Source organism: Streptomyces sp. NPDC046859, assembly GCF_040645135.1.
Classification (GTDB): Bacteria; Actinomycetota; Actinomycetes; order Streptomycetales; family Streptomycetaceae; genus Streptomyces.
The window spans coordinates 78221-95632 of record NZ_JBEYXR010000006.1; the positions used below are offsets into that span (position 1 = coordinate 78221).

Genomic DNA, 17412 nt, shown 5'->3' on the forward strand with positions numbered 1-17412 from the left:
ACCGGTGGGACGGCCGGGAGGCCGCCGGATCGCCCCGCCCCAACGGGGCGGTCCGGCGGCCACGCGGGGCTCACTTGCTGAAGTCGGGCACCAGCTTGGCGATGGCCGTCTCGGCGGTGCTCAGGCCCTTGTCCAGGGACTCCTTGCCACCCGCGATCTTGGGCAGCTCGGTGTCGAGCGGACCCCACAGGGAGCTGTACTCCGGCAGCGCCGGACGCGGCTGGGCCGCGGCGAGGACGCCCTGGTAGCCGGCGATGCCCGGGTCGGCCTTGACCTGGCCGGTGTAGGCGTCGTCACGGGTGGGCAGCGTGCTGTTCTTCAGCGCGATGGTCTCCTGCGACTTCGCCGACGTCATGAAGTTCACGAACTTCAGCGCGGCCTTCTGGTGGGCCTCGTCGGAGCCGGCGTAGACCGACAGGTTGTGGCCGCCCGTCGGGGCGCCCGCCTTGCCGGTGGAGCCGGCCGGGACGGTGGCGATGCCCAGGTTGGACTTGTCCTTGAACGCGGAGCCCTTGTAGAAGTTCGTGATCTCCCAGGGGCCCTGGACGATCGCGGCGACCTTGCCGTTGACGAACGCGTCCTGGATGTGGGCGTACGCGTCGGCGGTCGTGTCGGCCTTGTGCAGGCCCTTGCCGTCGAACAGGCCGAGCCAGGTGCCGTACGCCTTCTTCGCCGCCGCCGAGTTGACGGTGATCTTCTTGGCGTCGGCGTCGACGGTGTCGGTGCCCTCGCCGTAGAGGAAGGACTGGGCGTAGTAGGCCTGGGTGGAGCCCCAGTAGCCGTCGACGCCGGTCTTGCCCTTGATCGTGGCGGCGGCCTTCTTGAGGTCGTCCCAGGTCTTGGGGGCCTCGGTGATGCCGGCCTTCTCGAAGAGCTGCTTGTTGTAGACCAGCGCGAGCGTGTCCGTGACGAACGGGACGCCGTACGTCTTGCCCTCGTACTTGGCCTGCTCCAGCAGGTTGGCCTTGAACTTGTCCTGCTCGGCGAGGGCCTCGGTGCCGTCCAGCGGCAGGAAGAAGCTCTTCTTCGCGAAGGCCGGGGTCCAGCCGACCTCGGAGCGCAGGATGTCCGGGGCACCCTTGGAACCGGCGGCGGTGTCGAACTTGTTCTGCGCCTGGTCGAAGGGGACGTTGACGTACTTGACCTTGATGTCCTTGTTGGCGGCCTCGAACTCCTTGACCAAGGCCTTGTACGTCGGCGCCTCGTTGGTCGCGTTGGAGGTGTCCCACCAGGTGATGGTCACCGGACCGCTCGAGTCGCTGCCGCTGTCGTCTCCGCCGCAGGCCGTCGCCGCGAGGGCGAGGGACGCCACCAGCGCGGTGGCCGCTATGCCACGCCGCATGAGTTCTCCTTGAGGGTGAAAGCCCGTGTGATGCGGGGGCGGCCCCGTCTGCCTGCCCCTGCCGTCGTGCCGACTGCGCCTTTGCGGCCGCCGGGCGACGAGAACGTAACAGCGATGCAATCCTTGCGAAAGACCTTGCAGCAAAAAAGTGCAAGGGAACACGGACGTTATCCCGGCGTGACCGTCCAGCGACCGCCGTGAGACGCTTCCTTGCAGGGGTGGAGCGGCACGCGGTCCACTTGTGCAAGACTCTGCAAGCTCTTGCTATGACTTCCACGAGGGAGCGCGATGACGCAGCAGCCCCGCACGGGCCGGCCAACGGGTCGCCCTCGGCGTCCGATTGGTGTGCAAGGCGGCATACGACAGGTACAGTCCAGTGCCGTGACCACACGGCTTGCCGACATCGCTGCTCAGGCGGGGGTGAGCGAAGCGACCGTCAGCCGCGTCCTCAACGGGAAGCCGGGCGTCGCCGCCACCACCCGCCAGTCCGTGCTGGCCGCACTCGACGTGCTCGGCTACGAGCGTCCGGTGCGGCTCCGCCAGCGCAGCGAGGGCCTGGTCGGCCTCATCACCCCCGAGCTGGAGAACCCGATATTCCCGGCGCTCGCCCAGGTCATCGGCCAGGCGCTGACCCGGCAGGGCTACACGCCCGTGCTGGCCACCCAGACGCCCGGCGGGTCCACCGAGGACGAGCTCACCGAGATGCTCGTGGACCGGGGGGTCGCGGGCATCATCTACGTCTCCGGTCTGCACGCGGACACCACCGCGGACATGCAGCGCTACGAGCGGCTGCGCGCCCAGGGCGTCCCCTTCGTCCTGGTCGACGGCTTCTCCCCCAAGGTCCAGGCGCCCTTCATCTCCCCCGACGACCGGGCGGCGATGTCGCTGGCGGTGACCCACCTCGTCTCCCTCGGGCACACCCGGATCGGCCTGGCCCTCGGCCCGAAGCGGTTCGTGCCGGTGCAGCGCAAGATCGAGGGGTTCGTCCGGACCGTGCAGGACCAGCTGAACCTGGCGCCGGACGTCGTCGAGCGGGACCTGGTGCAGCACTCGCTGTACACCCTGGAGGGCGGGCAGGCCGCCGCCACCGCCCTCATCGCCCGTGACTGCACGGCCGTCGTCTGCGCCAGCGACATGATGGCGCTGGGCGCGATACGGGCGGCCCGCCAGCAGGGACTGGAGGTCCCCACCGACATCTCGGTGGTCGGCTTCGACGACTCCCCGCTGATCGCCTTCACCGACCCGCCCCTCACCACGGTGCGCAAGCCGGTCCCGGCCATGGGCCAGGCCGCCGTACGGACGCTCCTGGAGGAGATCGGCGGAACCCCGGCGCCGCACAGCGAGTTCGTGTTCATGCCGGAGCTGGTCGTGCGCGGCTCGACCGCCTCCGCCCCCGGCGATCGGGCCCGCCCCCGGTAGGGGGTGACCGGGACCTGCGGCCTACTCCCCCGGGAGGAGAAGAGCGGCGGAAAGTGCGTCACGGACCCGACCGGAGGATGATCGGTCGGAGAAGTCTTTTCTGGCAGACTCTGTGCCCATGGGTGACGCTACCGTGACGACACGCGAAGGCCCTGCAGAAGCCGTTCCGCACCCCGTCGCGGCGAAGACGGGGCGGGGACTCCTGCGCCGACTGCGCGCGCCCCGCCGACCGCGCCTGTGGTTCGAGATCCTGCTGATCGCGGTGAGTTACTGGACATACTCCCTGATCCGCAACGCCGTCCCGGAGCAGCGCGCCCAGGCCCTGAGCAACGCCGACTGGCTGTGGCGGCTCGAGTACAGTCTCGGCATCGCCGTCGAGCAGTCCGTCAACCACGCGGTGAACAGCGTGACTTGGCTCATCGTCGGGATGAACTACTACTACGCCACGCTGCACTTCGTGGTGACGCTCGCGGTCCTGGTCTGGCTGTACCGCCGGCACCCCGGCCGCTACGCGGCGACCCGCCTGGTCCTCTTCGCGACCACCGGTGTGGCCCTGGTCGGTTACTACCTGTATCCGCTCGCTCCCCCGCGGCTGATGACGAACACCGGCTTCATCGACACGGTCCTGGCCCACGACACCTGGGGCTCGATGGCCTCCGGGGACCTGAAGACCATGTCGAACCAGTACGCCGCCATGCCGTCCATGCACATCGGCTGGTCGGTGTGGAGCGGTCTGACGGTCCTCATCCTGGCGAGGACACCGTGGGTCCGCGTCCTCGGCCTGCTCTACCCGGCCGCGACCCTCGTCGTGATCGTCGCGACGGCCAACCACTTCTGGCTCGACGCGGTCGGCGGTCTGGTCTGCCTGGCGTTCGGCTACGGGGTGGCCCGCCTCTGGTACGGGGCGCACCCCTACGCGCTGCCCCGGGCGGTTCACGGCTGGGCCGCGGCCGCGAAGCCGCCGTCGCCGGCCGTCGGCGCGCGGCCCCCCGCCCCGGTGGCCGCCGAGGACGAGGAGAGCCCGCCGGTACCGGCCCGCGCGCCGTCGGGACCGTAGGCCGGGTCCGTCACGTCCCGCCTGCCGTCCGGGCGGACGACGCGATGTCACGGACACAACCCGGCCGCCGCTCATCCGTCGTAGAACAGCTCCTCCACCACGCCGCGTGCCCGCCGGGCCGTACGGCGGTAGTCGTCCAGCATGTCGCCCACGTGACCGGGCTCGTACCCCAGGTACCGGCCGACCGCCGCCAGCTCGCGCGGGTCCGACGGGAAGGTGTCGCCGGCGCGTCCGCGCACCAGCATCACGGCGTTGCGCACCCGGGTCGCCAGCACCCACGCCTCGTCCAGGATCTCGGCCTCCTCCTCGCCGATGAGCCCGGCCGCGCGGGCCGCGGCCAGCGCCTCGCGGGTCCGGGTGGTGCGCAGTCCCGGCTCCACGGCCCCGTGCCGCAGCTGGAGCAGCTGGACGGTCCACTCGACGTCCGAGAGCCCGCCGGGGCCGAGCTTGGTGTGCAGCTTCGGGTCGGCGCCGCGCGGCAGGCGCTCGGACTCCATGCGCGCCTTCAGCCGCCGGATCTCCCGTACGGCCTCCTCGTCGAGCCCCCGCGCGGGATAGCGCAGCGGGTCGATCAGCTCGACGAACCGTCCGGCCAGGTCCTCGTCGCCCGCGACCGGCTCCGCCCGCAGCAGCGCCTGCGACTCCCACCCCAGCGACCAGCGCCGGTAGTAGGCCGCGTACGAGTTCAGGGTGCGCACCAGTGGCCCGGACTTGCCCTCCGGGCGCAGATCGGCGTCGATCAGCAGCGGCGGGTCCGCGCTGGGGATCTGGAGCAGCCGCCGCATCTCCCCCACCACGCGGTTGGCCGCGGCGGCGGCCTCCTGGTCGTCGACGCCCTCGCGCGGCTCGTGCACGAACAGGACGTCCGCGTCGCTGCCGTAGCCGAGCTCGTGCCCGCCGAAACGGCCCATGCCGATGATCGCGAAGCGGGTGGGCAGGGTGTCGCCCCAGCCCTCGCGGACGACCGCGCGCAGGGTGCCGGCCAGCGTCGCCGCCGTGAGGTCGGAGACCGCGGCGCCGACCCGGTCCACGAGGGCGCCCTGGTCGGCCTCGGCCGGCTTGGTCTCGGTGCCGTAGGAGTCGACGATGTCGGCGGCGGCCGTGCGGAACAGCTCGCGGCGCCGGACGCCACGGGCCGCCGTGACGGCCTGGACGGCGTTGTCGGCGCGGCGCACCGCTGCCAGCACCTCCTGCTCCAGATGGGGCCGCGTGCGCGGCTCCAGGCCGCTCCCGCCGTCGCCGTCGCCGAGGAGCGCGACCGCCTCCGGGGCCCGCATCAGCAGGTCGGGGGCGAGCCGGCCCGCCGACAGGACCCGGGCGAGGTTCTCGGCGGCGGCGCCCTCGTCGCGCAGCAGCCGCAGGTACCAGGGGGTCTTGCCGAGCGCGTCGGAGACCTTGCGGAAGTTCAGCAGCCCGGAGTCCGGGTCGGCGGAGTCCGCGAACCAGCCCAGCAGGACGGGCAGCAGGGTGCGCTGGATCGCCGCCGCGCGGGTCACCCCCGACGCCAGCGCCTCCAGGTGCCGCAGCGCCGAGGCGGGGTCGGCGTACCCGAGGGCCACGAGCCGTTCCCGGGCCGCGCCCGCGCTGAGCCGGGCCTCGCCGGGGGCGAGCTGGGCGACGGCGTCCAGCAGCGGCCGGTAGAAGAGCTTCTCGTGCAGCCGCCGTACGACGCTGGTGTGCCGCTTCCACTCGCGGGTCAGCTCGGCGACCGGGTCGGCGCGCAGTCCCAGGGAGCGGCCGATGCGGCGCAGGTCGGCGTCGTCCTCGGGGACCAGGTGGGTGCGGCGCAGCCGGTGGAGCTGGATGCGGTGCTCCATGGAGCGCAGGAAGCGGTAGGCGGCGTCGAGCTGGGCGGCGTCCGCCCGGCCGACGTAGCCGCCGGCGGCGAGGGCCTGGAGGGCGTCCAGGGTGGTGCCGCTGCGCAGGGCGGCGTCGTCGCGCCCGTGCACCAGCTGGAGCAGCTGCACGGCGAACTCGACGTCCCGCAGCCCGCCGGGGCCGAGCTTGAGCTGGCGGTCGACCTCGGCCGCCGGGATGTTCTCGACGACGCGGCGGCGCATCTTCTGCACGTCCGCGACGAAGTTGTCGCGTTCGGCGGCCTTCCACACCAGGGGCCGCAGCGCGGCGACGTACTCCGCGCCCAGCTCCAGGTCGCCCGCGACCGGGCGGGCCTTCAGCAACGCCTGGAACTCCCAGGTCTTGGCCCAGCGCTGGTAGTAGGCGAGGTGGCTGCTGAGGGTGCGCACCAGGGGGCCGTTGCGGCCCTCGGGGCGCAGGTTGGCGTCGACGGGCCAGATGGAGCCCTCGACGGTGGTCTCGGAGCAGATCCGCATCATGTGCGAGGCGAGCCGGGTGGCGGCCTGCAGGGCCTTGCCCTCGTCGGCGCCGTCGGCGGACTCGGCGACGAAGATGACGTCGACGTCGGAGACGTAGTTGAGCTCGTGGCCGCCGCACTTGCCCATCGCGATCACCGCGAGCCGGCACTGCTCGGCGTCCTGCGGGGCGTCGGCCATGGCGAGGGCGAGGGCGGCGCGCAGGGTGGCGGTGGCGAGGTCGGCGAGCTCGGCGGCGGTCTGGGCGAGGTCGGTGGTGCCGCAGACGTCGCGGGCGGCGATGGACAGCAGGCAGCGCCGGTAGGCGACGCGCAGGGTGACGGGGTCGACGGCCTCGGCGAGGGCCCGTTCGAACTCCTCCACCTCGGGGTGCAGGTCGCGCGGCTCGTAGGTGACCAGGGTCCGCCAGTCGCCGGGGTGCCGGGCGAGGTGGTCGGCGAGGGCGGCGGAGGCGCCGAGCACGCCGAGCAGCCGGTCGCGCAGCGGCTTGGCCGCTATCAGCGTGTCGAGCAGTTCGCGCCGGTCGGCGGGGCCGGGCTGGGCCTCGGTGAGCCGGACGAGGCCGTTGAGCGCGAGGTCGGGGTCGGCGGTGGCGCCCAGGGCCTCCAGGAGGACCGGGTCGTTCCTGAGGGGGGTGAGGTCGGGGCTGTCCAGGAGGCGTTCGGCGGCCGACGGGTCGGTGAAACCGTGCCGCAGCAGCCGAGTGAACGTACTGCTCCTGCGTCCCGGCGCCGTCATGCTCGCCCTCCCGTTCCGATCAGGGGTGTACGCGTCCGATCAAGGCGGTACGTGATCGAGCCTAGCCGCAGTCCCGGCCGTGGGCGCCGACGCGTTCCCGCGCGGTCGCCGGCGGGCGGATGTGTCCACTCCGGGCGTTTCGGTGGCGCCTCGTACCGATTTCGGCTTCGGTAAGGGTGAGCCGTTCAGGCAGACCCGCCGTCGTCGACCCTGGAGGACCGCTGATGGACTTCACCCTCGAAGTGATCTCGCTGCCCGTGAGCGACATCGACCGGGCCCGTGACTTCTACCGCGACAAGGTCGGCTTCCACGTCGACATCGACCAGGAGGTCATGCCGGGCATGCGCATCGTCCAGCTGACCCCGCCGGGTTCCGGCTGTTCGATCGCCCTCGGCGACAGCATCTGGGACATGACCAAAGGCGAGACCGTGCCGCAGCCCGGCTCGTACCAGGGCCTCCAGCTCTGCGTGGCCGACATCAAGGCGGCGTACGCGGAGCTGCGCGAGCGGGGCCTGGAGGTGTCGGAGCCGGTGCAGTACGCGCCGGACGACGGCGCCACCTTCATGTACTTCAAGGACCCCGACGGCAACGGCTGGTCCGTCCAGGAGTACCGCCGCCGTGCGAACCAGCCGCTGCACGCGGTGCTGGCGGAGCAGGCGGCGGCCGCGGAGTAGGCCCCGGGACGCCGAAGGGGCCGGCGGTCCGTGACCGCCGGCCCCTGTCCCCCCGGAGGTGCCTACAGCACCGGCAGGTTCTTCCGCAGCTCGAAGGCCGTGACCTCGCTGCGGTACTCCTCCCACTCGCTCTTCTTGTTGCGCAGGAAGAAGTCGAAGACGTGCTCGCCGAGGGTCTCGGCGACCAGGTCGCTGTTCTCCATGAGGGTCAGGGCCTCGCCGAGGTTCTGCGGGAGGGGCTCGATGCCCATCGCGCGGCGCTCGGCGTTGGACAGGGCCCACACGTCGTCCTCGGCGCCGGGCGGGAGTTCGTAGCCCTCCTCGATGCCCTTGAGGCCGGCGGCGAGCAGGACCGCGTAGGCGAGGTACGGGTTGGCGCCCGCGTCCAGGGAGCGGACCTCGACGCGGGCCGAGCCGGTCTTGCCGGGCTTGTACATCGGGACGCGGACCAGGGCGGAGCGGTTGTTGTGGCCCCAGCAGATGTACGAGGGGGCCTCGCCGCCGGCGCCCGCGGTGCGCTCGGAGCCGCCCCAGATCCGCTTGTAGGAGTTCACCCACTGGTTGGTGACCGCGGAGATCTCCGCCGCGTGCCGCAGCAGGCCCGCGATGAAGGAGCGGCCGACCTTGGAGAGCTGGTACTCGGCGCCGGACTCGTAGAACGCGTTGCGGTCGCCCTCGAAGAGGGAGAGGTGCGTGTGCATGCCGCTGCCCGGGTGCTCGGAGAACGGCTTCGGCATGAACGTGGCCTGGACGCCCTGCTCCAGCGCCACCTGCTTCATGACCAGGCGGAACGTCATGATGTTGTCGGCCGTGGAGAGCGCGTCGGCGTAGCGCAGGTCGATCTCCTGCTGGCCGGGGGCGCCCTCGTGGTGGGAGAACTCCACCGAGATGCCCATGGACTCCAGCATGGTGATCGCCTGGCGGCGGAAGTCCATGCCGATGTTCTGCGGGGTGTGGTCGAAGTACCCGGAGTTGTCGGCCGGGGTGGGGCGGGTGCCGTCGACGGGCTTGTCCTTCAGCAGGAAGAACTCGATCTCCGGATGCGTGTAGAACGTGAAGCCCAGGTCGGAGGTGCGGGCGAGGGCGCGCTTGAGGACGTAGCGCGGGTCCGCGAAGGACGGGGAGCCGTCCGGCATGAGGATGTCGCAGAACATCCGGGCCGTGCCGGGGGCCTCGGCGCGCCACGGCAGGACCTGGAAGGTCGACGGGTCGGGCTTGGCGATCATGTCGGACTCGTAGACGCGGGCGAAGCCCTCGATCGCGGATCCGTCGAAACCGATCCCCTCGTCGAAGGCCTGCTCCAGCTCGGCGGGGGCCACGGCCACGGACTTGAGGAAGCCCAGCACGTCCGTGAACCACAGCCGTACGAACCGGATGTCGCGCTCCTCCAACGTCCGGAGCACGAACTCCTGCTGCTTGTCCATCTTCCGCTTCCCCATCCTTGCTGGTCAGGCCGCCTGTCCCCGGTGCTGCGGAAGGCGGTCGGGCACCTGAGCATCCCACCACACCACGGTTTCCGGCGCGTTGCGAGCCTTGATCGTGGGATCGACCCCGGCCTCACGCCCGGCGGTCGGCAGGGGTGCCGCCGCGGTGTCGGGTGAACCGCTCTGCCGCCCATATTGCCTGCTCGTCCCGACTTCCGTAATCGCCGCCCCCGCCGGACCGACCCCGCTTCGGTCTGCATACCGTATGCACGGCGTGATGAGGGTGGGGGTCACCCTGCGGCACGACGAATCGGGGCGGCCGTCCCCGCGATCCGGCCGTTGTCGTCACCTCCCTACGAGAGGCCACCCCTTCCCCATTACGATCAGCGAACCCGACCGCCCCTTTCGCCGAAGGACATGACCTCATGGGCTCCGCCAAGAACAGGAACAGCGCCGAGCGCAAGGCGCGGATAGAGGAGATGCGGCGGGCCGAGCGGGCCCGCGAGCGCCGCGGCCGCATCATCACGATCAGCGTCTCCGCGGTGATCGTCGCCGCTCTCGTCGTCGGCGGGGTCGTCCTCGTCCGCTCGCAGACCGGTGACGACGAGGCCGCGAAGCCCGACAAGACCTCCGGGAAGTTCGTCGCCGGCGACGACGGCGTGAACACCTGGAAGGGGAAGCTGGCCAGCACCCACGTCGAGACGAGCGTGACGTACCCGATGGAGCCCCCGGTCGGCGGCAACCACCACCGGGCCTGGATGAACTGCAACGGCGACGTCTACACCAAGGAGCTGCGGCGGGAGAACGCCGTGCACTCGCTGGAGCACGGCGCGGTGTGGGTGACGTACACCTCCGAGGCCTCCAAGTCCGACGTCGACGCGCTGGCGGCGAAGGTGAAGCAGACGCCGTACACGCTGATGAGCCCGGACGAGAAGCAGAAGGACCCGATCATGCTGAGCGCGTGGGGGCACCAGCGCACGGTGAAGAGCGCGGACGACCCGGCCGTCGGGAAGTTCTTCGAGACCTACGTCCAGGGCAAGCAGACGCCCGAGCCGGGCGCGGCCTGCACGGGTGGTCTGCCGGAGTGAGGCGGCACATCGGCTGGATGGCGGGGACCGCGGCGGCCGTCCTCGTCGCCGCCGGCGCGATCACCTACGCGGCCGCCGGGGACGGCTCGAACGACGCGGTCCCGGACGCCGGCTCGGCGGACGCGGGGTTCGCTCGGGACATGGCCGTGCACCACCAGCAGGCCGTGGAGATGGCGTACGTCGTGCGCGACCGCACGGACGACGAGGACGTGCGCCGGCTCGCGTACGACATCGCGCAGACCCAGGCCAACCAGCGCGGCATGCTGCTGGGCTGGCTGGACCTGTGGGAGCTGCCGAAGGTGTCGGCGGACGCGCCGATGACCTGGATGGGCATGGGTGACATGCCCTCCGCCGGGGAGGGCTCGCTGATGCCGGGCATGGCGACCGACGCGGAGATGAAGAGGCTCGGCACGCTGAACGGCAAGCAGGCGGAGGTCTTCTTCCTGCAGCTGATGACGGCCCATCACAAGGGCGGCATCCACATGGCCGAGGGCTGTCTGGACAAGTGCGCGGTCGGCGTGGAGAAGAGGCTCGCGCGGACGATGGTGAACGGGCAGCAGGCGGAGATCGACCTGATGGCCGACATGCTGCGTGAACGGGGCGCGAAGCCCCGGCCGTAGCCGCCGAAGCGGCGTGCCGGTCCAACGTGGGCGGGAGACCTTCCGGGGACGCGCGTTCCCGGGCGTGCACGGTTCACCGCGCACGGAAAGCGCCCCGCCGACGGGGGAAGATCGGCGGGGCGCTCGGTGCCGCAGTGGCTCAGGGGGCGGGCCGTCAGTGGACGGAGTGCTCCTCGCGCGGGAAGGTCCCGCCGACGACGTCCTCGGCGAAGGCCTTCGCCGCGTCGCCCATGACCCGGCGCAGATCGGCGTACTGCTGGACGAACTTCGGCACGCGGCCGCCGGTCAGGCCCATCATGTCGGTCCACACGAGGACCTGGGCGTCGGTCTCGGGGCCGGCGCCGATGCCGACGGTCGGGATGTGCAGGACGCGCGTGACCTCGGCGGCCAGCTCGGCCGGCACCAGCTCCAGGACGACCGCGAAGGCGCCGGCGTCCTGGACGGCCTTGGCGTCGCGCAGGAGCTGCGCGGCCGCCTCCTCGCCGCGGCCCTGGACGCGGTAGCCCATGGCGTTGACGGACTGCGGGGTCAGGCCGATGTGGGCCATCACCGGGATGCCGGACTCGACCAGCAGCTCGATCTGGCGGTGCGAGCGCTCGCCGCCCTCCAGCTTGACCGCGCCGACGCCGGCCTCCTTGACCAGCCGGGTCGCCGAGCGCAGCGCCTGCACCGGGCCCTCCTGGTAGGAGCCGAAGGGCAGGTCGCCGACGATCAGGGCGCGGGAGGTGCCCCGGACGACGGCCGCCGACAGCATGGTCATCTCGTCGAGGGTGACGGGCACGGTGGTCTCGTAGCCGAGGTGGCAGTTGCCCGCCGAGTCGCCGACGAGCATGACCGGGATGCCTGCCTCGTCGAACACGGACGCGGTCATCGCGTCGTACGCGGTGAGCATGGGCCACTTCTCGCCCCGCTCCTTGGCGAGGGCGATGTCGCGGACGGTGATGCGGCGGGTGCTCTTGCCTCCGTACAGCGCCTTCCCGGCGTCGGAGGGCTTCGCCTGAGGCGGCGTCTGGGCAGCCGAGAGCTGCGTCATGGCAACGGCTCCTTCATGTCATCTCGAGGCGCCCTGACGGCGTCCCCGGACCAGGTCCATGGTGGCACTTCGTGCCGGGCTGGGCCAGACCGCCGCATGTGAGTTCCGCCCCGCGCCCGTGACCGTTTCGTCACGTAAGGTTCGGGTAAGAATTTACGATACGAGACGGACCCGTATCGTTATGGCGGTACGGTCGGCACCATGACTTCTCCCGCCCCAGCCACCCGCATACCGGAGGCGGTGCATCGGCGCCGTTGGGCGATCCTCGGTGTGCTGATGCTCAGCCTCCTGATCGTCGTGCTGGACAACTCCATCCTCAACGTCGCCATCAAGACCATCTCGACGCCCGCGCCGACCGGCCTCGGCGCCACGCAGAGCGAGCTGGAGTGGGCCATCAACGCCTACACCCTCGTCTTCGCCGGGCTGCTGTTCAGCGCGGGCGTCCTCGGGGACCGGCTCGGCCGCAAGAAGGTGCTGCTCGGCGGTCTCACCGTGTTCGGCATCGGCTCGGCGCTCGCCGCGTTCTCCGGCTCACCGGGCGAGCTGATCGCCTTCCGTGCCGTCATGGGCCTCGGCGCCGCGTTCGTCATGCCGGCCACCCTCGCGGTGCTGATGCACGTCTTCGAGCGGGACGAGCAGCCCAAGGCCATCGGCATCTGGGCCGGCGGCGTCGGCCTCGCCATCGCCATCGGGCCGATCACCGGCGGTCTGCTGCTCGACCACTTCTGGTGGGGCTCGGTCTTCCTGATCAACGTGCCGATCGTGCTGCTCGCGCTCGCGCTGATGCTGTGGCTCGTCCCGGACTCGCGCGACCCGCGGCCCGGCCGGATCGACCCCGTCGGTGTGGTGCTCTCCGTGGTCGGCCTGGTCCTGCTCGTGTACGGCATCATCAAGGGCGGCCAGCTCGCCGACTTCACCGATCCGGCGGTCCTGCTGACGATCGCCGCCGGCCTCGTGGTCCTCGCCGCCTTCGTGATCTTCGAGAAGCGCAGCGACCACCCGTCGATCGACGTCGGGTACTTCCGCAACAAGGTCTTCTCGGCCGCGATCGGCGTCATCGCGCTGGTCTTCTTCGCCCTCATGGGCGTGACGTTCTTCTCCGTCTTCTACACCCAGAGCGTGCGCGGCTACTCGCCGCTGCAGACCGGCCTGCTGATGCTGCCGCTCGCCGCCGCGCAGATGATCTTCGCCCCGCGGGCCCGGCTCCTCGTCGACCGGTTCGGCAACCGGGCCACCACCACCGGCGCCATGGTCCTCATCGCCGCCACGCTGGCCGCCTTCGCCACCTTCGAGACGGACACCCCGATCTGGCTCCTGGAGGTCGTCTTCTTCCTGATGGGTGCCGCGATGGCGCACATCATGACGCCGATCAGCGTCGTCATCATGCAGGCCCTGCCGCGCGAGAAGGCCGGTTCCGCCTCCGCGCTCAGCAACACCTTCCGGCAGGTCGGCGGCGCCCTCGGCATCGCGGTGCTCGGTTCGGTGCTGTCCACCGCCTACCGGGGCGGCATCGAGGACCGGCTCACCGCGCTCCCGGAGGGCGTGCGGCACACCGCCGGCGAGTCCATCGAGGCCACTCTCGGGGTCGCCGAGAAGCTCGGCCCGCGCGGGGAGGCCCTCATCGGCCCGGCCCACGACGCGTTCCTGCACGCCATGCATGTCACGGCGCTGTGGGGGGCGGGCATCGCGGTGCTCGGCGCGGTCGTCGTGGCCCTGTTCCTGCCGGGGCGGCCCGCCGGCCCGCGCGAGGACGAGGGGGAGAAGGAGCTCGTGACGTCCGAATAGCGCGGACGCGCGGACGCCGTCGTTCCGGCGGCGTCCGCACCGGGGGAGAATCCGCACAGCCCCACGGAAAGGAGCGACCCCAGTGAGCCTCGCCGACAGTCGTGCCCCGCAGGACGGCCCCGCCCGGGGCCGTCCCCGCAGCGAGGCCGTGGAGCGGGCCATCACCGAGGGCGTGCTGAAGCTCCTGGAGGACGGCGTGCCGCTCGCGGAGCTGTCCATCGAGCGCATCGCGCGCACCGCGGGCGTCGGCAAGGCCGCCATCTACCGCCGCTGGAGCGGCAAGGAGGAGCTGTTCGTCGACATCGTGCGGGCCGCCGAGCCGCAGTCCCCCGAACTGCCCGGCACCTCGCTGCGCGACGACGTGGTGGCTCTGCTCGAACAGGTCAGGCGGCGCGGCCTGATGACCCGCTCGTCGGTGCTGCTGCACAACGTGATCGCCCAGATGAAGACCAGCCCGAAGCTCTGGGACGCCTACCGGACGAACGTGATCGAGCCGCGGCGCCGCGAGCAGCACGCGATCCTGCGGCGCGGCCAGGAGACCGGCGAGCTGCGCGCGGACATCGGGATCGACGTGATGAACGACATGGTGTTCGGCCCGATGCTGGTGCGCGCCGTGATGCGCCCGGACGCCGACCTCCCGGAGGGTCTCGCGGAGCAGATGGCCGACGCCGTACTCGATGGCCTACGGCCCGTCAGCCCGCCCGGGACGTAGGAGGTGGTGCGCTTTCCGTCACAGAACGCGCGTTCTTCCCGGAGTGGCGGAACTGCCCGGGCCCGCTTCCACGTCCTCGCCCCCGTACGGCCGTCTTCAGGACGGCGGGAACGGAGCCGATCATCCCCTAGGGTTTTCTCTGGGCGCGGGGGGACGACGGTGTTGCACGGCAGGTAGTGAGGCGACGGTATGGCGCAACAGGCGTACGTGACGGAGACGGACAACGGCGGCCCGGGGCACGAGCGCCGCAGGCCCGGGCTCCGGCGCCTGACGGACCGCCTGACCGCCGGCTGGTGGCGCGATCCGGGCGTCTGGCGCCGCGGACTGGTGCCGGCGGTCCTCGCCCTCGCGCTGGCCCTGGTGATGGTGCTGCACGCGCAGATCCCCAACGCGATCGGGAACCTCGGCAGTCTCACCGAGACGTTCCTGCCCTGGCTCGGCGTGGGCGTCCCGCTGCTGCTGGTGCTGGGCGTGGTGCGCCGGTCGGCGACCGCGCTGATCGCCGTGCTGGTCCCGGCGGTCGTCTGGCTGAACCTCTTCGGCGGCCAGCTCACCGACAAGACCGGCACCGGCGGCGATCTGACGGTCGCCACGCACAACGTCAACGCCCAGAACCCCGACCCGTCCGGCACGGCCAGGGACGTCGCCGCGTCCGGCGCGGACGTGGTGGCCCTGGAGGAGCTGACGGCCTCGGCGGTGCCGACGTACGAGAAGGCGCTCGCCTCGACGTACCGGTACCACTCGGTGCAGGGCACGGTCGGGCTGTGGAGCAGGTACCCGCTGACCGGGGTGCGGCCGGTCGACATCCGGCTGGGCTGGACCCGCGCCATGCGCGGGGTGGTGGACACGCCGTCCGGCGAGGTCGCGGTCTACGTCGCCCATCTGCCGTCGGTGCGCGTGAAGATGGAGGCCGGGTTCACCGCCCGTCAGCGCGACAAGAGCGCCGACGCGCTGGGCGAGGCCATCGCCGGCGAGCGGCTGGACAAGGTGGTCCTGCTCGGCGACCTGAACGGCACGATGAACGACCGCGCGCTCAACGCCGTCACCGCCCAGATGCGCTCGACGCAGGGCGCGTCCGGCACCGGGATGGGGTTCAGCTGGCCGGCGCGGTTCCCGATGGCCCGGATCGACCAGATCATGGTCAAGGGTGTGGAGCCGTCCAGCTCGTGGACGCTGCCCAGGACCGGGAGCGACCACCTGCCGGTCGCGGCGCGCGTCGAGGTCGGCCCGTCCGTCTCCTGAGCGGGGACGGGGCCGCCGACAGGGCGGCGGGCGGGGTGTAGGCGGGCTGTCGGCGGTTTGTCGGTGGCGTCTGCCACTGTCGGTGCCATGACGCGAATCGACAACACGCCGGGCGGCGCGAGCGGCGCCGTCTCCGTGCGGGGGATGGTCAAGCACTACGGCGAGACCAAGGCACTGGACGGTGTGGACCTGGAGGTCCGGGAGGGCACCGTCATGGGCGTGCTGGGACCGAACGGCGCCGGCAAGACGACCCTCGTACGCATCCTGTCCACCCTGCTGACCCCGGACGCCGGGCAGGCCGTCGTCGCCGGCTACGACGTCGTGCGCCAGCCCCGGCAGCTCCGCCGGGTGATCGGCCTGACCGGGCAGTACGCCTCCGTCGACGAGAAGCTCCCCGGCTGGGAGAACCTGTACCTCATCGGACGGCTGCTGGACCTCCCCCGCAAGGAGGCCCGCACCCGCGCCGACGAGCTCCTGGAGCGCTTCTCGCTGACCGAGGCCGCCAAGCGGCCCGCCTCCACCTACTCGGGCGGTATGCGCCGCCGGCTCGACCTGGCCGCCTCCATGATCGGCCGGCCGGCCGTGCTGTTCCTCGACGAGCCGACGACGGGCCTCGACCCGCGCACCCGCAACGAGGTGTGGGACGAGGTCAAGGCGATGGTCGGGGACGGGGTGACCGTCCTGCTCACCACCCAGTACATGGAGGAGGCCGAGCAGCTCGCCTCGGAGCTGACGGTCGTGGACCGCGGCAAGGTCATCGCGGGCGGCGGGATCGACGAGCTCAAGGCGAAGGTCGGCGGCCGCACCCTGCGGATCCGGCCGGCCGACGCCCTCGAACTGCGGCCGCTCGCCGGGTACCTGGACGACCTCGGCATCACCGGGCTCGCCAGCACCACCGTCGACGCCGACACGGGCACCCTGCTCGTCCCCGTCCTCAGCGACGAGCAGCTCACCGCGATCGTCGGCGCCGTCACCGCGCGCGGGGTCACCCTCGCCTCCATCACCACCGAACTGCCCAGCCTGGACGAGGTGTTCCTCTCGCTCACCGGCCACCGCGCCAGTGCGCCCCAGGACGCCGTGCCCGCCGACGACCGCGAGGAGGTCGCCGTATGAGCGCCGCCACCGTCACCACCGAGACCCGTCCCACCGACGACGCCCGGATCCCGCTGCGCGGGCACCTGCGGCACACCGGCGCGCTCGTCCGCCGCAACCTGCTGTGGATCCGGCAGGACCCCGAGTCGATGGCCGACGCGCTGCTCATGCCGGTCATCTTCACCCTGCTGTTCGTGTTCGTCTTCGGCGGCTCGATCGGCCAGGCCCTGGGCGGCGGGCAGGACCAGTACGTCCAGTACGTGATCCCCGGCATGATCGCGATGATGAGCATGACGCTGTCGCAGGGCGTCGGCACCGGGTTCAGCCAGGACTTCAACTCCGGTGTCATGGACCGCTTCCGGTCGCTGCCGATCGGGCGCGGCTCGGTGCTCTTCGCCAAGATCTCCGTGGAGCTGCTGCGGATGCTGTTCGCGACCGCGGTGCTGATGGTCGTCGCGGTCCTGGTCGGCTTCGAGATCACGCACTGGGCCGGGCTGTTCGCGGCGGTCGCCCTGTCCACCGCGTTCGCCTCGTCCATCATGTGGGTGTTCCTCACCCTGGGCGTGGTGATGAAGAGCGCGCAGTCCGTGCAGGCGATGGGCTTCCTGGTGCTGTTCCCGCTCCAGTTCGGCTCGTCGATCTTCGCGCCGACGACGTCGATGCCGGGCTGGCTGCAGGCGTTCACCGACTACAACCCGCTGTCCACGCTCGCCGACGCGGCGCGCGGGCTGATGGTGGGCGGGCCGGTCGCCCACGACCTGTGGGTGACGCTCGGCTGGTCGGTGCTCATCACGGCCGTGATGGCGCCGGTCGCGATCCACAAGTTCCGCACCAAGACCTGACGTCCGCGTCC

14 protein-coding genes are annotated in these 17412 nt (G+C 71.6%); 10 read left to right on the plus strand and 4 right to left on the minus strand.

Going from position 1 to position 17412, the window contains the following annotated elements; all coding sequences use genetic code 11:
* Positions 1-70: 70 nt before the first annotated feature.
* Entirely contained in the window at positions 71-1342 is a 1272-nt protein-coding gene (locus ABZ899_RS10585; RefSeq protein ID WP_361343740.1) for an extracellular solute-binding protein, read from the minus strand.
* A 381-nt stretch (positions 1343-1723) separates the two neighbouring features.
* On the opposite strand from ABZ899_RS10585, the gene ABZ899_RS10590 reads away from it, so the two are divergent.
* Positions 1724-2761, plus strand: coding sequence for a LacI family DNA-binding transcriptional regulator (locus tag ABZ899_RS10590; protein WP_361343743.1), 1038 nt, complete (start codon positions 1724-1726; stop codon positions 2759-2761).
* Between the two features lie 118 nt (positions 2762-2879).
* On the plus strand, positions 2880-3818 hold the full coding sequence (locus tag ABZ899_RS10595) for a phosphatase PAP2 family protein (protein ID WP_361343745.1): 939 nt from the start codon (positions 2880-2882) through the stop codon (positions 3816-3818).
* A 71-nt stretch (positions 3819-3889) separates the two neighbouring features.
* Here ABZ899_RS10595 and ABZ899_RS10600 read toward each other — a convergent pair whose 3' ends face one another.
* On the minus strand, positions 3890-6889 hold the full coding sequence (locus ABZ899_RS10600) for a bifunctional [glutamine synthetase] adenylyltransferase/[glutamine synthetase]-adenylyl-L-tyrosine phosphorylase (protein ID WP_361343748.1): 3000 nt from the start codon (positions 6887-6889) through the stop codon (positions 3890-3892).
* Positions 6890-7113: 224 nt separating this feature from the next.
* Between ABZ899_RS10600 and ABZ899_RS10605 the strand changes: the two genes are divergently transcribed.
* Positions 7114-7563, plus strand: a complete 450-nt coding sequence (locus tag ABZ899_RS10605) for a VOC family protein (protein ID WP_361343751.1) — start codon at positions 7114-7116, stop codon at positions 7561-7563.
* 62 nt (positions 7564-7625) lie between these two features.
* On the opposite strand, the gene glnA is transcribed toward ABZ899_RS10605, so the two are convergent.
* A complete protein-coding gene (glnA, locus tag ABZ899_RS10610) occupies positions 7626-8987 on the minus strand; it encodes a type I glutamate--ammonia ligase (RefSeq protein ID WP_361343754.1) in 1362 nt (453 codons plus the stop codon).
* Between the two features lie 425 nt (positions 8988-9412).
* Between glnA and ABZ899_RS10615 the strand changes: the two genes are divergently transcribed.
* Both ABZ899_RS10615 and ABZ899_RS10620 read left to right on the plus strand, forming a co-directional pair.
* Entirely contained in the window at positions 9413-10075 is a 663-nt protein-coding gene (locus ABZ899_RS10615; RefSeq protein ID WP_361343757.1) for a DUF3105 domain-containing protein, read from the plus strand.
* A 17-nt stretch (positions 10076-10092) separates the two neighbouring features.
* Positions 10093-10695, plus strand: a complete 603-nt coding sequence (locus ABZ899_RS10620) for a DUF305 domain-containing protein (RefSeq protein WP_361344612.1) — start codon at positions 10093-10095, stop codon at positions 10693-10695.
* Between the two features lie 154 nt (positions 10696-10849).
* Here the strand turns inward: ABZ899_RS10620 and panB are convergent, their stop codons facing one another.
* Positions 10850-11728, minus strand: a complete 879-nt coding sequence (gene panB / locus ABZ899_RS10625) for a 3-methyl-2-oxobutanoate hydroxymethyltransferase (RefSeq protein ID WP_361343760.1) — start codon at positions 11726-11728, stop codon at positions 10850-10852.
* A 201-nt stretch (positions 11729-11929) separates the two neighbouring features.
* Here panB and ABZ899_RS10630 point away from each other — a divergent pair, with 201 nt between their 5' ends.
* The 5 genes from ABZ899_RS10630 to ABZ899_RS10650 all read left to right on the plus strand — a co-directional run bounded on the left by ABZ899_RS10630 (position 11930) and on the right by ABZ899_RS10650 (position 17401).
* Positions 11930-13513 carry an MFS transporter gene (locus ABZ899_RS10630; protein ID WP_361343763.1) on the plus strand — a complete coding sequence of 528 codons (1584 nt, stop codon included), beginning with the start codon at positions 11930-11932 and terminating at the stop codon, positions 13511-13513.
* A gap of 82 nt (positions 13514-13595) precedes the next feature.
* The gene (locus ABZ899_RS10635) at positions 13596-14225 is read left to right on the plus strand and encodes a TetR/AcrR family transcriptional regulator (protein WP_361343766.1); all 630 of its coding nucleotides are present in this window, start codon (positions 13596-13598) and stop codon (positions 14223-14225) included.
* A 189-nt stretch (positions 14226-14414) separates the two neighbouring features.
* Entirely contained in the window at positions 14415-15467 is a 1053-nt protein-coding gene (locus ABZ899_RS10640; protein WP_361343769.1) for an endonuclease/exonuclease/phosphatase family protein, read from the plus strand.
* Positions 15468-15554: 87 nt separating this feature from the next.
* Positions 15555-16580 carry an ATP-binding cassette domain-containing protein gene (locus ABZ899_RS10645; RefSeq protein WP_361343772.1) on the plus strand — a complete coding sequence of 342 codons (1026 nt, stop codon included), beginning with the start codon at positions 15555-15557 and terminating at the stop codon, positions 16578-16580.
* Entirely contained in the window at positions 16577-17401 is an 825-nt protein-coding gene (locus ABZ899_RS10650) for an ABC transporter permease (protein WP_361343774.1), read from the plus strand. Before ABZ899_RS10645 ends, ABZ899_RS10650 begins: the two co-directional genes overlap by 4 nt.
* Positions 17402-17412: the final 11 nt, after the last annotated feature.